Annotated in this window: 12 protein-coding genes; 11 read left to right on the forward strand and 1 reads right to left on the reverse strand. The window is 68.1% G+C overall.

Annotated features, from left to right (window positions below; translation table 11 throughout):
* The first annotated feature begins 25 nt into the window (after positions 1-25).
* The 11 genes from iolC (at position 26) to EV645_RS16800 (ending at position 14042) form a co-directional block, all read left to right on the forward strand.
* On the forward strand, positions 26-964 hold the full coding sequence (gene iolC / locus EV645_RS16750; RefSeq protein ID WP_130444743.1) for a 5-dehydro-2-deoxygluconokinase: 939 nt from the start codon (positions 26-28) through the stop codon (positions 962-964).
* Between the two features lie 1418 nt (positions 965-2382).
* The gene (locus EV645_RS16755) at positions 2383-3261 is read left to right on the forward strand and encodes a Cgl0159 family (beta/alpha)8-fold protein (protein ID WP_130445438.1); all 879 of its coding nucleotides are present in this window, start codon (positions 2383-2385) and stop codon (positions 3259-3261) included.
* A complete protein-coding gene (gene iolB / locus EV645_RS16760) occupies positions 3258-4169 on the forward strand; it encodes a 5-deoxy-glucuronate isomerase (protein WP_130444745.1) in 912 nt (303 codons plus the stop codon). The genes EV645_RS16755 and iolB overlap by 4 nt, the downstream gene beginning before the upstream one ends.
* Complete coding sequence (gene iolD, locus EV645_RS16765; RefSeq protein ID WP_130444747.1) at positions 4166-6079, forward strand: 3D-(3,5/4)-trihydroxycyclohexane-1,2-dione acylhydrolase (decyclizing); 1914 nt, start codon at positions 4166-4168, stop codon at positions 6077-6079. The genes iolB and iolD overlap by 4 nt, the downstream gene beginning before the upstream one ends.
* Positions 6079-6972, forward strand: a complete 894-nt coding sequence (locus tag EV645_RS16770; protein ID WP_130444749.1) for a sugar phosphate isomerase/epimerase family protein — start codon at positions 6079-6081, stop codon at positions 6970-6972. The genes iolD and EV645_RS16770 overlap by 1 nt, the downstream gene beginning before the upstream one ends.
* 80 nt (positions 6973-7052) lie before the next feature.
* The gene (locus tag EV645_RS16775) at positions 7053-8048 is read left to right on the forward strand and encodes a sugar ABC transporter substrate-binding protein (RefSeq protein WP_130444751.1); all 996 of its coding nucleotides are present in this window, start codon (positions 7053-7055) and stop codon (positions 8046-8048) included.
* A gap of 9 nt (positions 8049-8057) precedes the next feature.
* Positions 8058-9104 (forward strand): ABC transporter permease, encoded by a 1047-nt coding sequence (locus EV645_RS16780; protein WP_130444753.1) that lies wholly within the window; start codon positions 8058-8060, stop codon positions 9102-9104.
* Entirely contained in the window at positions 9101-9961 is an 861-nt protein-coding gene (locus EV645_RS16785) for an ATP-binding cassette domain-containing protein (protein ID WP_130444755.1), read from the forward strand. Before EV645_RS16780 ends, EV645_RS16785 begins: the two co-directional genes overlap by 4 nt.
* The gene (locus tag EV645_RS16790) at positions 9958-10965 is read left to right on the forward strand and encodes a Gfo/Idh/MocA family protein (protein WP_130444757.1); all 1008 of its coding nucleotides are present in this window, start codon (positions 9958-9960) and stop codon (positions 10963-10965) included. The genes EV645_RS16785 and EV645_RS16790 overlap by 4 nt, the downstream gene beginning before the upstream one ends.
* 34 nt (positions 10966-10999) lie before the next feature.
* Positions 11000-12502 (forward strand): CoA-acylating methylmalonate-semialdehyde dehydrogenase, encoded by a 1503-nt coding sequence (locus tag EV645_RS16795; protein ID WP_130444759.1) that lies wholly within the window; start codon positions 11000-11002, stop codon positions 12500-12502.
* Positions 12503-12893: 391 nt separating this feature from the next.
* Positions 12894-14042 (forward strand): glyoxalase superfamily protein, encoded by a 1149-nt coding sequence (locus EV645_RS16800; RefSeq protein ID WP_130444761.1) that lies wholly within the window; start codon positions 12894-12896, stop codon positions 14040-14042.
* Here the strand turns inward: EV645_RS16800 and EV645_RS16805 are convergent.
* Positions 14022-14969, reverse strand: coding sequence for a LysR family transcriptional regulator (locus EV645_RS16805; RefSeq protein WP_130444763.1), 948 nt, complete (start codon positions 14967-14969; stop codon positions 14022-14024). The two genes, EV645_RS16800 and EV645_RS16805, sit on opposite strands and share 21 nt — an antisense overlap.
* Positions 14970-15029 lie beyond the last annotated feature (60 nt).

Raw genomic sequence — 15029 nt, forward strand, 5'->3', positions numbered from 1 at the left:
CCCGGGTGGATGGGATGGTCTGACGATGGACGACGTATTGACGATCGGGCGGATCGGGGTCGATCTGTATCCGTTGCAGGCCGGGACGCATCTGGAGGACGTGGAATCGTTCGGGAAGTTCCTCGGCGGGAGCGCGACGAACGTCGCGGTCGCGGCGGCGCGGCACGGGCGGAAGTCGGCGGTGATCAGCCGGACCGGGAACGATCCGTTCGGCACCTTCATCCACCGGACGCTGGGTGAGCTCGGCGTCGACGACCGGTTCGTTTCGCCGGTCGACGGGTTGCCGACGCCGATCACGTTCTGCGAGATCTTCCCGCCGGACAACTTCCCGTTGTACTTCTACCGGTTCCCGAAGGCGCCGGACCTGGTGATCAACCCGTCCGAGCTCGACCTGGACGCGATCCGGGAGGCGCGGATCTATTGGTCGACGGTGACCGGGCTGTCCGCGGAGCCGTCGCGGTCGGCGCACTTCGCCGCGTGGGAAGCGCGTGAGCGGAGGCCGATCACGGTTTTGGACCTGGACTACCGGCCGATGTTCTGGGCCGATCCGAGCGAGGCGCACGAGCAGGTGTCGCGGGCGCTGGAGTACTGCACGGTTGCTGTGGGCAACCGTGAGGAGTGTGAGGTCGCGGTCGGCGAGACGGACCCGGACAAGGCGGCGCAGGCGCTGCTCGATCGTGGGCTGGACCTTGCTGTCGTGAAGCAGGGGCCGCGCGGGACGTTGGCGCGGACTCGCGACGAGCGCGTCGAGGTCCCGCCGTACCCGGTCGAGGTCGTCAACGGCCTCGGCGCCGGCGACGGCTTCGGCGGCGCGCTGTGCCACGGGTTGTTGTCCGGCTGGCCCCTCGAAAAGGTCATCCGCTTCGCAAACATCGCCGGCGCCATCGTCGCCTCCCGCCTCGAATGCTCCACCGCCATGCCCACCACCGAAGAAGTCCTGTCCAAGTTGGGTGACCCCTCATGACCAAACGAGCCCAGGACCCCTACGACGAATCCGCCCGCCCCATCCCCATCCAACGGCCCACCTCCGAAGAAGAAACCGCCTACGACCCCGGCCCCAACGACCCCACAATCGCCCACCGCCGCCCCTCGGCCGACTCGCCATTCGCCCCCCAGCCAGGCGCAAACGACCCGACAGTCCTCGCCCAGCGCCCAGACCCCGGGTCGAACGACCCGACGGTTGCCCACGGCGCCGCTCCGAGCGACTCGCCGTTCGCGCCGCAGCCGGGGGCGGACAATCCGACAGTCCTCGCCCAGCGTCCGGGCTCCGGGTCGGACGACCCGACGGTTGCCCAGCGCGGCGCTCCGAGCGACTCGCCGTTCGCGCCGCAGCCGGGTGCGGACAACCCGACACACGCCCATCGCGTAGTGCCGAACGATTCCCCGTTCGCACCGCAACCAGGCGCCAACGACCCGACAGTCCTCGCCCAGCGCCCGGGCCCCGGGGCGAACGACCCGACGGTTGCCCAGCGCGGCGCTCCGAGTAATTCGCCATTTGCTCCGCAGCCCGGCGCCAACGATCCGACAATTGCTACGCAGCATCCCGGTACGCCCACGCGCCCACCGCACCAGGCGGCTCCAAGTGCCGGCGACCGGGCGACCGCCCACGGCCGTGCGCCGAGCGACTCGCCGTTCGCCCCGCAGGCGGACGCGCACGGGCCGCAGACCCCGTACCGCGGTGAGCCGGGCGACTCGCCGTTCGCGCAGGAGCCGGGTGCGAATGACCCGACAGTAGCTGTCGACCGGAGTGTGTACGACGACTCTGTGCAGGGTACGGCTGCGGCCTGGCAGGACGAGGTGACCGTCATCGCCGACGCCGCGGGCACAGGTACTTCGGGCGCCGCCGCGGGCACGGGTACTTCGGGCAGCGCGGGCGCCGCAGGCATCCCCGGCACCTCGGGTCCGGGAACGCAAGGCGCCCCGGTGGGCACCGCGCACCAGGCGGTTCCAGGTGAGCACGGCAGCCCGACGGCTACTGCGTACTCAGGCGCCGGCTCGAACGATCCGACGGTCGAGCACCCCGTGCAGCTACCCGCGGTGCAGGAGGCGGGCGCGGAGCAATCCGACCTGCAGGACGCAGGCATGCAGCAACCGGATCTCCAGCAGGCTGGCGCGCAGCCGACTGGCCTGGAGCAGACTGGCGCGCAGCCGGCTGGCCTGGAGCAGGCGAGTGCGGAGCAGGTCGGCGGGCAGCGACCCGGCGGGCAGGAGCCTGTGGAGCGGGTGTCTGTGGAGCAGGAGTCTGTGGAGCAGGGTGGTGGGCGGGGTGGCGGGGGATGGTTGCCGGATGGGCAGGTGACGGGGATCGCGGACTTGGAGTTGACTGCGGAGCAGCCTGCGTGGGGAAGCACTCAGTCGAGTTATCAGGAGTACGGCGCTCGGCTGGCCGAGTTGACTGAGGTTCGGGTGCGGCATCCGGAGCGGGTGGCAGAGGCTTGGCAGCAGCGGCGGACTCGGGCGTTGGTGGGGGATGACGGGCGGCTGCTGATTGTTGCTGCTGACCACCCGGCGCGTGGGGCACTCGGTGTGCGTGGGGATCGGATGGCGATGGGTAGCCGGCCGGAGTTGATCGGTCGGCTGATGACCGCGCTCGCACGTCCCGGTGTGGACGGTGTCCTAGCGACCCCGGACATCCTTGAAGATCTTCTGCTGCTGGGGGCGCTGGAAGGCAAAGTGGTCATCGGCTCGATGAATCGTGGCGGGCTGCAAGGCGCCGCGTTCGAGGTGGATGATCGCTTCACGGCGTACCGGACCGCGGACGAGATTGCTGCCCGCCGGCTCGATGGCGGCAAGATGCTGACCCGCATCGACCTCGGCGACCCGGGCACCGTGACGACATTGGAGTCCAGCGCCGTAGCCGTCACCGGTCTGGCCGAGCACAAGTTGATGGCGATGGTCGAACCGTTCTGGTCGACCCGCACCGAGGGCGGCCGAGTGACGAACCTGCTCGACCCGGACTCGGTGATCAAGTCGATCCACATCGCCTCCGCGCTCGGCGCGACGAGCGCATACACCTGGCTCAAGCTGCCGGTGGTCGACGAGCTGGAAAGGGTGATGGAGGCAACAACCCTCCCGACCCTGCTCCTCGGCGGCGACCCGACGGTCGCACCGGAAGCGACGTACGCGTCCTGGGGCAAGGCGCTCAGCCTCCCTTCGGTACGCGGTCTCGTCGTCGGCCGGGCACTCCTCTTCCCACCCGACGGCGACGTCGCCGCAGCCGTCGACCACGCTGCAATGCTCGTCCACGGAGGTGCGGCATGACCGAATGGTTCCGGCCCGCTGGGTCCACCGCGCACGAGGGCTTCGAGCTGATGGTCCGACCGGGTGAGCCCGACTGGCACCACACCGGCCTGTCGATCCGCACCCTGCTCCCAGGCCAGTCGGTGGAGATCGACACCGGCGACTGCGAGTACATCGTCCTCCCGCTCAGCGGATCGGCCGAGGTCGTCATCGACGGCGACTCCGTCCCGCTCGGCGGACGGGCGGATGTCTTCGCCGGCGCGACTGACCTGGCCTATGTCCCACGCGGTACGACGTTTGCCGTCGTCAGTGCGGGCGGCGCGAGGATCGCGTTCCCGCACGCGAAGGCCGCGAAGGATGTCCCGTTCCAGCGGATCGCCGCCGACGACGTCGAGACCGAACTGCGCGGCGCGGGCGTGTCCTCCCGGCAGGTGCGGAATTTCGGCGTACCCGGTGTCCTCGACGCCGACTCGATCATCGCCTGCGAGGTGATCACACCGGCCGGCAACTGGTCGTCGTACCCGCCGCACAAGCATGACGAGCACAAGCCGGGGAAGGAGAGCGAGCTCGAGGAGATCTACTACTTTGAGCTGCAGCTGTCCGACGACGTACCGGAAGGTGTCAAGGGCAACGATCCGATCGGCTACCAGCGGGTCTACGGGACCGACGACCGACCGATCGAAGTCCTTGCCGAAGTCCGTAGCGGCGACCTGGTGCTCGTCCCGCACGGCTGGCACGGCCCGGCGATGGCGCCGCCCGGCTACGACATGTACTACCTCAATGTGATGGCCGGCCCCGGCACCGAGCGCCAGTGGCTGATCACCGACGACCCGCAGCATGCCTGGGTCCGCGAGCTGTGGAACTCCCAACATATTGATCCGCGCCTACCTTTCGGAAAAGAAGAATCTGTCGGAGGAGATGAGTCATGACGGTGCGTCTCACGGTCGCCCAGGCCCTGGTGCGATTCCTGAGCGTCCAGTACTCGGAGCGGGACGGGGTCCGGCAGCGGCTCATCGCCGGCTGTCTGGGCATCTTCGGGCACGGGAACGTCGCCGGCGTCGGTCAGGCGCTGCTGCAGTCGGAGCTCGAGGACCCGAAGGCGCTGCCGTACATCCTGGCCCGCAACGAGCAGGCCATGGTGCATACAGCGGCAGCCTTCGCTCGCACCCGTGACCGGCTCCAGACCTACGCCTGCACAGCCAGCGTCGGGCCGGGCTCGACCAACATGGTCACCGGCGCGGCCCTCGCGACGATCAACCGTCTCCCGGTGCTGGTCCTCCCTTCGGATGTGTTCGCGACCCGGGTGGCGACGCCCGTGCTGCAGGAACTCGAGAGCTTCGGCGCCGGCGACATCTCGGTCAACGACGCGTTCCGCCCGGTGTCGAAGTACTTCGACCGCGTCTGGCGGCCCGAACAGTTGCCCTCGGCGCTGATGAACGCGATGCGCGTGCTGACGGATCCGGTCGAGACCGGCGCGGTGACACTGGCCCTGCCGCAGGATGTCCAGGCCGAGGCGTTCGATTGGCCGGATGAGCTCTTCGCCGAGCGCACCTGGTACGTCGCACGACCTTTGCCGGAGGCATCAATTGTCGACAAGGCGGCAGAGCTCCTACGGTCCGCGCAGCGACCGCTGATCGTCGCGGGCGGTGGTGTGCACTACTCGGGAGCCGAGGACGCGTTGCGCGAGTTCGCTGAGCGGACCGGCGTGCCGGTGTCGGAAACCCAGGCAGGTAAGGGATGTCTGCGCTACGACCACCCGCAGTCGGTGGGCGCGGTCGGCTCGACCGGGACCACGGCAGCCAACGCTCTGGCCCGTGACGCCGACCTGGTGATCGGGATCGGCACTCGCTACAGCGACTTCACGACAGCGTCGCGCACCGCCTTCGCGAACCCGCGGGTCCGGTTCGTCAACATCAACGTGGCGCGTTTCGACAGTGGTAAACATGCCGGCCTTCCGGTTGTGGCCGATGCGCGGGAAGCCCTTGTTTCATTGGGATCCGCACTCGGCGAGTGGTCGGTGGATGCCAAGTACACAGCCGAGGCCCAGGAACTCACAAGGAACTGGAACGGAACTGTGGACGCAGTTTTCCGGCCCTCCGCGGAGATCACCGCGAAGTTGGCCGAAGGCCTGCTGACACAGGGCGAGGTGATCGGTGCCGTCAACGAATTGTCGGCGGCGTCTGATGTGGTTGTCTGCGCGGCTGGCTCGATGCCGGGTGACCTCCACAAACTGTGGCGGACGCGCGATCCGAAGGGATACCACGTCGAATATGGCTTCTCCTGCATGGGATACGAGATCGCCGGTGGTCTCGGTGTCCGCCTCGGCGCGCCGGATCGCGATGTCTTCGTCCTGGTCGGCGACGGGTCGTACCTGATGATGTCCAGTGAGCTCGCCACCGCGGTCCAGGAGAACCTCAAGATCATCGTGGTTCTCGTGCAGAACCACGGCTTCGCGTCGATCGGCGCGCTGTCGGAGTCGCTCGGTTCCCAACGCTTCGGTACGGCGTACCGCAAGCGCACCGGCGACGGGCGGCTCGACGGCGACTACCTGCCCGTCGACCTCGCGGCGAACGTCCGCAGCTTCGGCGTCGAGGTGATCGACGTCCACAGCCGCCCCGAGCTGGAGAAGGCGATCCAGACCGCAAAGGCCGCGACCGGGCCGATCGCCATCCACGTCACCACCGATCCGCTGATCGGCGCGCCGGACAGCGATTCCTGGTGGGACGTTCCGGTCAGCGAGGTGTCCGAGCTGCAGTCCACGCAGGGCGCCGCGGCGACGTATCAAGAGAGCAAGAAGGCCCAGCGTCCGTACCTTGCTCCGGTCGAAGGTGACAGCTGATGGGCAAGATCAGCATCGGCACGGCGCCGGACTCCTGGGGTGTCTGGTTCGCCGATGATCCGAAGCAGACCCCGTGGACGCGGTTCCTCGACGAGGTCGTCGCGGCCGGATACACCCGGATCGAGCTCGGACCGTACGGCTACCTGCCGGCCGACCCCGTGCGGCTGAAGGACGAGCTGGACCGGCGCGGTCTCACGATCACCGCCGGTACGACGTTCGAGCAGCTGCACCGCCCGGACGGTTGGGAGTCGACCTGGCGGGACGTCGCAAGGACCGCCGAGCTGACCGCCGCGATGGGCGCGAAGCACCTGGTCGTGATGCCGTCGATGTGGCGCGGCGACAACGGCGAGATCGTCGAGGAGCGGTTGGACCAAGAGGGCCAGGCCAAGCACGGGCAGGCCGTGACCGAGCTGGGTCGGCGGCTGGCGGAGGAGTTCGGGCTGCAAACGCAGTACCACCCGCATGCGGACGGGCATATCGACACGCAGGACACCGTCGAGCGCCTCCTCGAGGAGACCGACGGGACTTACGTGAATCTGTGCCTGGACACAGGGCACATCAGCTACTGCGGCGGCGACAACCTCGAGCTGATCCGGAAGTACCCGGAGCGGATCGGCTACCTCCACCTCAAGCAGGTGGATCCGAAGATCCTGGCCGAGGTCGACGCCGAGGACTTGAGCGTCGACGAGGCCGTGCGGCGTGGCGTGATGTGCGAGCCGCCGAACGGCGTGCCTGAGCTGCCGCCGGTGATGGACGCGCTGGCCGCGCTCGACCAGGATCTGTTCGCCATCGTCGAGCAAGACATGTATCCGTGCCCGCCCGACGTACCGCTGCCGATCGCGGAGCGGACGTTGGCATATCTCACTGCACTCGGGGGTGCCGTATCGAGCTGACGACCGGCGGGGTGTGACACTCTCTGGTCCCACGCAGTCCGCGGACTCGCCGCGGTAGATTTGAAAGGCTGGTCGAAGTCATGGTTCGGTGGCAGAAGAAGGCGGTGGCCGCGGGCGTCGCGTTTGCGCTGGCCGCGGCGCTGGCGGCGTGCAGTTCGTCCGGGGGCAAGCAGTCGGAGCAGAGCACCGGCGGCAGTGGCGGGAACGTCGCCGACACCCCGCGCATGAAGGTTGCCTTGATCACCCATTCGGGCGCGGGCGACACCTTCTGGGACATCGTCCGGCGCGGCGCCGAGGCGGCCGCGAAGAAGGACAACATCGAGCTGCAGTACTCCGCCGACCCGGACGGCGCCGCGCAGGCCAACCTCGTGCAGACCGCGATCGACTCGAAGGTCGACGGCATCGCCGTCACCCTGAACAAGCCCGACGCGGTGATCCCGAACGTCAAGAAGGCGATCGCAGCCGGCATCCCGGTGACGATCCTCAACGGCGGCCTCGACCAGTGGAAGACCACCGGAGCGCTCGGGTACTTCGGTCAGGACGAGCGGATCGCCGGTCAGGCCACGGGTGAGAAGCTCAAGCAGCTCGGCGCGAAGAAGGTTCTCTGCGTCATCCACGAGCAGGGCAACGTCAGCCTCGAGGCCCGCTGCCAGGGCATCAAGGACAAGCTGCCGACCACCGAGAACGTCAACGTCAACGGCACCGACCAGCCGGGCACGCAGGCGACACTGACCTCGAAGCTGCAGCAGGACAAGGCCGCGGACTACGTCGTCGCGCTGAACGCCGGCATCGCGCTGACCGCCGTTCAGGCGGCCAAGGACGCCGGGTCGTCGGCCAAGATCGGCAGCTTCGACATGAGCAAGGAGATGGCCAAGGCAGTAGCGGACGGCACGGTGCAGTTCGCCGTCGACCAGCAGCCGTACCTGCAGGGTTACCTGGCGGTCGACGCGATCTGGCTCTACCGGACCAACGGCAACACCATCGGTGGTGGCGAGGCGACGCTGACCGGGCCGGCGTTCATCGACAAGTCCAACATCGCGGCGGTGCAGAAGTTCGCCGAAGCCGGGACGCGCTGAGGTAACCCCATGGCATCGACCATCACTTCACCGGCCTCGGCCGACGACCGCGTCTCCGCGCGGTCCCTCGGGGCGCGACTGCTCAGCCGGCCGGAGATCGGATCGCTGGTCGGCGCGGCCGTGATCCTGGTGTTCTTCCTGATCGCCGCACCGCCGTTCCGCGAGATCAACAACACCGGCACGATCCTGTACCAGGCCGCGCTGATCGGCGTGATGGCGGTGCCGGTCTCGCTGCTGATGATCGGCGGCGAGTTCGACCTGTCGGCAGGGGTCGCGGTGACGACCTCCGGCCTGACGGCGGGTCTGTTCGCGTACCAGTTCAGCGTGAACGTATGGCTCGGCGTATTCGTTGCCCTGCTGCTCTCGCTGGCGATCGGTGCGTTCAACGGCTGGCTGCTGATGCGGACGGGACTGCCCAGCTTCCTGGTGACGCTGGGCACGTTCTTCATCCTGCAAGGCCTCAACATCGCCGTCACCCGGCTCGCCTCCGGCGCCGTCGCGTCGAACTCGATCAGTGACATGGACGGGTTCAACGGGGCGAAGGCGATCTTCGCGTCGGAGTTCAAGCTCGGCGGCGTGACGATCAAGATCATCATCGTCTGGTGGATCGCCTTCGTCGCGATCGCCGCCTGGGTGCTGCTGCGGACCCAGATCGGCAACTGGATCTTCGCGGTCGGCGGCGACGCGGCCGCCGCGCGGGCGGTCGGGGTACCGGTCCGGAAGGTGAAGATCGGGCTGTTCATGGCCGTCGGGTTCTTCGCCTGGTTCACCGGCATGCAACTGCTGTTCGTGCAGAACGGCGTCGTGCAGTCCGGTGAAGGTGTCGGTAAGGAGTTCCTGTACATCATCGCGGCCGTCGTCGGCGGGTGCCTGCTCACCGGCGGCTACGGGTCCGTGGTCGGTGGCGCGGTCGGTGCGCTGATCTTCGGGATGGTCCAGCTCGGCGTCGTGTACGCCGGCTGGAACCCGGACTGGTTCAAGGCGTTCCTCGGCGTGATGTTGCTGCTGGCAACCATTGTCAACCTCGTCGTCAAGAACAGGGCGGAGGCACGATGACCACCACGGAGTCGTTCGCGGACGAAGCCTCGGCCGCTCCCAACACGCCGATCGTGCTGCTGGAGGACATCGGCAAGAGCTACGGGAACATCAACGCGCTCCGCGGGGTGTCGTTGTCGGTCCGCCAGGGTGAGATCACCTGTGTGCTCGGCGACAACGGCGCGGGGAAGTCGACGCTGATCAAGATCATCGCCGGCCTGCACGACTACACCTCGGGCCGGATGTCGGTGAACGGCGAGGAACGGCACTTCGGCTCGCCGCGTGAGGCGCTGGACAGCGGCATCGCGACCGTTTACCAGGACCTCGCGCTGGCGCCGCTGATGTCGGTCTGGCGGAACTTCTTCCTCGGCAACGAGATCACCAAGGGGCCGTTCCGGCAGCTCGACGCGGCAAAGATGAAGCGGATCGCGCAGGAGGAGCTGACGAAGATGGGGATCTCGATCCCCAATCTCGAGCAGCCGGTCGGGAAGCTGTCGGGCGGTCAGCGGCAGTGCGTCGCGATCGCGCGGGCGATCCACTTCGGGGCGAAGGTGCTGATCCTCGACGAGCCGACCGCGGCCCTCGGCGTGAACCAGTCGGGCGTGGTGCTGAAGTACGTCGTGAGGGCGCGGGACGCCGGGATCGGGGTCATCTTCATCACCCACAACCCGCATCACGCCTACCTGGTCGGGAACCACTTCGTCGTGCTGAAGCTGGGCCGGGTGGCGCTCGACACGCATCGGTCGGAGATCACGCTCGAGCAGCTGACGACCGAGATGGCGGGCGGCTCCGAGCTGGAAGCGCTGAGTCACGAACTGCGCAGCGTCAACCCCGAGTTGGTCGTGGAGAATGAATCCCAGCGGCAGGAGGACACATGAGCGATCTGCGGGTCGGGGTCGTCGGCGTGGGGGTGATGGGCGCCGATCATGCCGAGCGAGTCGTGCGGAAGACGGCAGGAGCGCGCCTGGTCGCGGTGTCGGATCCGGACTGGGCGCGGGCCGAGGGCCTCGGGGCCAGACTTGATGCCCGCGTCGTGGCCGACCCGCTCGAGCTGATCGCGAGCAACGAGGTCGACGCGGTGATCCTTGCCTCACCGGGGTTTGTGCACGCCGAGCAGCTGTTCGCCTGTCTCGAGCACGGCAAACCGGTGCTCTGCGAGAAGCCGTTGACCATGGATGCCGCCTCGGCGCTGCAGGTCGTCGAGCGGGAGCACAAGCTCGGACGGCAGCTGATCCAGGTCGGGTTCATGCGGCGCTTCGACCCGGAGTACGCCGCCATGAAGCAACTGCTCGACTCGGGGGAGCTCGGGCGGACGTTGCTGCTGCACAACGTGCACCGGAACAAGTCGGTCCCGACGACGTTCCGCAGCGAGATGATCGTGCGGGACTCGATGGTGCACGAGGTCGACGTCGCGCGCTGGTTGTTCGGTTCGGAGATCACCCGGATCACCGTGCGTACGCCGCAGCCGACGAGCCTCGTGGCCGACGGCGTGCTCGATCCGCAGCTCGCCCTGTTCGAGCTGGCGAACGGCGCGATGGCCGACGTGGAGGTGTTCGTGAACTTCCAGGTCGGGTACGAGGTTCGGTGTGAGGCCGTTGCCGAGCGTGGGAGCGCGACGATCGGGCTCGGGGCCGGCGTGTTCACCCGGGCCGGCGGGCAGTGGGGCGGCGCTATGCCGGCCGATTTCCGGGTGCGGTTCGAGCAGGCGTACGACATCGAGGTGCAACGCTGGGTCGATGCCACCGTGCGCGGTGAGATCGACGGACCGAGCGCCTGGGACGGGTACGCCGCGGCCGCGGTCTGCGAGGCAGGCCTCGAATCGCTCAGCTCTGGTAGACCGGTCGAAGTCACCTTGGCCGACCGCAGCAAGGTCCTCGGATGAAACACCTTCAGGAATTCGGCAGTGAGGAAGCATCGTGAGTACTGAGATCAAGCGCATCACCCACCTCGTCGGCGGCGGCTCGTGGACCGGCGTGGCCGAGCGGACCAGCAAGGTCTACAACCCGGCGACGGGCCAGGTCACCGGCGAGCTGGACCTGGCGTCTGCGGCGACCGTCGACGAGGTCGTCAAGGTCGCTCACGAGACCTCCAAGGCGTGGGCGCAGACGTCGCTCACCAAGCGCGCCCAGGTCCTGTTCGCCTACCGCGAGCTGGTGAACCGGGACAAGGAGCGGATCGCCGCGATCATCACCGCCGAGCACGGCAAGGTGCTGTCCGACGCGCTCGGTGAGGTGACCCGCGGTCTCGAGGTGATCGAGTTCGCCTGCGGTATCCCGCACCTGCTCAAGGGCGGGTTCAGCGAGGGCGTGTCGACGAAGGTCGACGTGTACTCGATCCGCCAGCCGCTCGGTGTCTGCGCGGTGATCTCGCCGTTCAACTTCCCGGCCATGGTGCCGATGTGGTTCGTCCCGATCGCCGTTGCCTGTGGCAACAGTGTGGTGATCAAGCCGTCCGAGAAGGACCCGTCCGCGGCGAACGCGATGGCCGAGCTGTGGAAGGAGGCCGGCCTGCCGGACGGTGTGGTGAACGTCGTACACGGCGACAAGGAGGCCGTCGACCGCCTCCTCGAGCACCCGGACATCAAGTCGGTCTCGTTCGTCGGCTCGACCCCGATCGCCAAGTACGTCTACGAGAACGGCACCAAGAACGGCAAGCGGGTGCAGGCACTCGGCGGCGCGAAGAACCACATGATCGTGCTGCCGGACGCCGACCTCGACCTCGCCGCCGACGCCGCGGTCAACGCAGGCTTCGGTTCGGCCGGCGAGCGTTGCATGGCGATCTCCGCGCTGGTCGCGGTCGAGCCGATCGCGGACGAGCTGATCGGCAAGATCAAGGAGCGGATGGGCAAGCTGAAGACCGGCGACGGGACGCGCGGCTGCGACATGGGCCCGCTGGTCACAGGTCCGCACCGCGACAAGGTCTCGGGGTACGTCGCTGCCGGCGTCGAGGAGGGCGCCGAGCTGGTCGTCGACGGACGCGAAGGCGACTTCGATGGTGCGGCCGACGGGTTCTGGCTCGGCCCGACGCTGTTCGACAAGGTCACCCCGGAGATGTCGGTCTACACCGACGAGATCTTCGGCCCGGTGCTGTCCGTCCTGCGTACGGCGTCGTACGACGACGCGCTCGACCTGGTGAACTCGAACCCATACGGCAACGGCACGGCGATCTTCACCAACGACGGCGGCGCGGCGCGACGGTTCCAGAACGAGGTCGAGGTCGGGATGGTCGGCATCAACGTGCCGATCCCGGTCCCGATGGCGTACTACTCGTTCGGCGGCTGGAAGAACTCGCTCTTCGGCGACACGCACGCGCACGGCACCGAGGGCGTGCACTTCTTCACTCGCGGCAAGGTCGTCACCTCGCGCTGGCTCGACCCGTCCCACGGAGGCATCAATCTGGGCTTCCCCACCCACGACTGAAAGGCGGGTTTTGGGTGTAGCGTCGAAGACGACCCCCGGGGCATGAGGAGTACCGCGGCGCAGGCAGGGCCATCGGCCCGTCCGATCTTCCGCGAACATCAAGCCCCGGAGTGCGTCATGTCGAAGAACAAGGGCGGACGCGAAGTCCGCAAGCCGAAGCAACCCAAACAGCCGAAACCCAACCCGAGCGACAACGCGATCATCCCGCCCACCAAACAGGCGCGGAAATAGCGGCCGTTGACCGGCGAGGTGAGGTTGGGTAGCTTCTTGAGGGCGTCGTGAGGACGCGCCGAGACTCGCCGGAAGGCTGGAAGCCACCTCACGTTCCTTCCGTGTGAGCTGCTGACGCTCTCTTGTGGCCCGTGCGAGTCCGGGCGCGAGAGGATGCGTTGTGAAGCTGTTGCCTGATCGGCCGAGTATCGAGTTCCTGCGCAAGGAAGCGAAGGATCTGCTGGCGGTACTGCGCGATTCCAGCCCGGAGACGTCGCTCGCCGAGGCGCAGCGGGCGTTGGCCGCGGAGTACGGCGTACGAGACTGGCCGGCGTTGAAGGCCGAGGTCGAACGCCGGGTGGCCGCCACGCCCGCTGCACCGAACGGGCTGGCCGAAGCGCTCGCCGGAGCATTCGGTCTGGGCACGGTGACCGCCGCGCCCAGACCTGTTTCGTTCACCGCGATGGGGCGGTGCTGGGAGCTGACGACCGACCGCGGGCGGTGGTTGGCGGTAACGGTCTTCGACTGGATCACCAACGAGCAGGCGGAGCTCGGCGCGCGACTGCGGGATGCCGCCGCCGCGGTCGGGGTGGCCGCGCCGGTCGCCGTACGGAGTCCGCGTGGTCTGCTCGTCGAGGGCGTGCAGGACGAGAACTGGCGAATTCACGAGTGGCTCGAGGTCGGGCCGTCGCCCGCGTTGCCGGTGTCTGCGGACGTGGCCAGACGGGCGGGTGCGGCGTACGGGAAGCTGCATGCGTTGGCGATCCCGACCGAGACGCCGATGAATCCGTACATCGTCTGGCGGCGACCCGAGTCCGAATGGGACAAGTTGCTGGAGCGGGCCCGAACAGCCGGCAAGCCGTGGGCTGATCGGCTGGAGGCGGTGCTGCCGTTATGGCTCGATCTGCAGACGATCGAGGCAGAGGTCGATCCCGCGGAGCTCATTCTCTGCAACAGCAATCTGATCCCGACGCATGTCCGGCTGGGGCGAGACGGCGAGCTGATCGTGATGGAGTGGGACTTCACCGGCTCTATGACGCCTGCGCTGGAGCTGGGATCGGCGCTGACGCAGTGGGTGATGCGGCCGACCGTCAACCACAAGGCGCTCGCGGCGTTCCGGGAGGGGTACGGCGAGTGGCCGGCGATCGAGCTGTCTTCGTTCAGTGCAGCGATCAGCAGCTGGCTGAACTGGGCGTACAACGCGATCTGCGAGGCGATCGATCCGCAGGACTCCGACCACGCGGAGTTCGCCGAGCGCGAGGCCGTCGGGGTGCTCGACCGGCCGATGACTCGTGTGGGCCTCGAGCAACTACTTGAGGTTCGAGAGTAGAAGGGCGGCTGGTTCGGACAGGTCGCCGTGAAGGAGTTCGGTTCTGTGGACCAGACGCGGACTCATCACAGGGACGGTGCTCGGAGCCGGAACTGATCGGGGCAGCACGGCCAGGCCGTGGCCGCTGGTGATCAAGGTGAGGAGGGTGTGGAGGTCTGTGCCTGCGTAGGTGAAGGCCGGGCGGAAGCCGTCGGAGCCGGTTGCTGCGCGCAGGACCGGGAGCGGCGCGGCGAGGTCCGGTGCGTCGATCCAGCGGGCGTCGGCGAGGTCCCGCAACGCGAGACCTCGCCGGCCGGCCAACGGATGGTCGTTGGGGAGGGCAACAATCAGGTCGTCGTGGGCGACCGGCGTGGTGCGCAGATGCACGGCATCGGAGAGCCGGAGTGGGTCGCTGGGGGCGGCTACTCCGTCGACGAGTCCGATGGCGAAGGTCCCGGCGGCCACACCCTCCACAACCTCGTCCCGACCACAGACAGTCAGCGTCACCTCGGTGCCGGGGTGCGACCGCCGCACCTCACGCAACGCGACGGCGAGCGCACCGGGCTGCGCTGCGGCGCCGGCGTCGGCACCGGCTCCGGCACCGGCACCGGCTCCGGCACCGGCTCCGGCGGTGGCACCGGCTCCGGCGGTGGCCAGTGGTGTGGTTGCGAGGATCAAGGCTGTCGGCGGTTGGGCGAGGGTGCGGCGTACGTCGGCTCGGGCGGTGGCCAGTCGGAGCAGGATGGGCGCGGCATGTTCGAGAAGACGTTCGCCGGCCGGCGTCGGGGTGACCGGGCGGCGGCGGAGCAGCGGCGTACCCAAGTCGTTCTCGAGCGCGGAGATGTGCTGGGAGACGGCTGACTGGGTGTACCCGAGGCGTTCGGCGGCGGCGGAGAACGAGCCGCATTCGGCCACCGTCACGAACGTCCGCAGCAGATGTGGATCCACGCGGATCAGTATCGCTTATACAGAGTGCAGAGATCATCGTTGGCGCTGATACATGCATCG

Source organism: Kribbella rubisoli, assembly GCF_004217145.1.
GTDB lineage: Bacteria > Actinomycetota > Actinomycetes > Propionibacteriales > Kribbellaceae > Kribbella > Kribbella rubisoli.

Coding starts and splice junctions, on each gene's coding strand:
- iolC (WP_130444743.1), top strand. CDS start 26: ATGGACGACGTATTGACGATCGGGCGGATCGGGGTCGATCTGTATCCG.
- iolB (WP_130444745.1), top strand. CDS start 3,258: ATGACCGAATGGTTCCGGCCCGCTGGGTCCACCGCGCACGAGGGCTTC.
- iolD (WP_130444747.1), top strand. CDS start 4,166: ATGACGGTGCGTCTCACGGTCGCCCAGGCCCTGGTGCGATTCCTGAGC.
- EV645_RS16770 (WP_130444749.1), top strand. CDS start 6,079: ATGGGCAAGATCAGCATCGGCACGGCGCCGGACTCCTGGGGTGTCTGG.
- EV645_RS16775 (WP_130444751.1), top strand. CDS start 7,053: ATGGTTCGGTGGCAGAAGAAGGCGGTGGCCGCGGGCGTCGCGTTTGCG.
- EV645_RS16780 (WP_130444753.1), top strand. CDS start 8,058: ATGGCATCGACCATCACTTCACCGGCCTCGGCCGACGACCGCGTCTCC.
- EV645_RS16785 (WP_130444755.1), top strand. CDS start 9,101: ATGACCACCACGGAGTCGTTCGCGGACGAAGCCTCGGCCGCTCCCAAC.
- EV645_RS16790 (WP_130444757.1), top strand. CDS start 9,958: ATGAGCGATCTGCGGGTCGGGGTCGTCGGCGTGGGGGTGATGGGCGCC.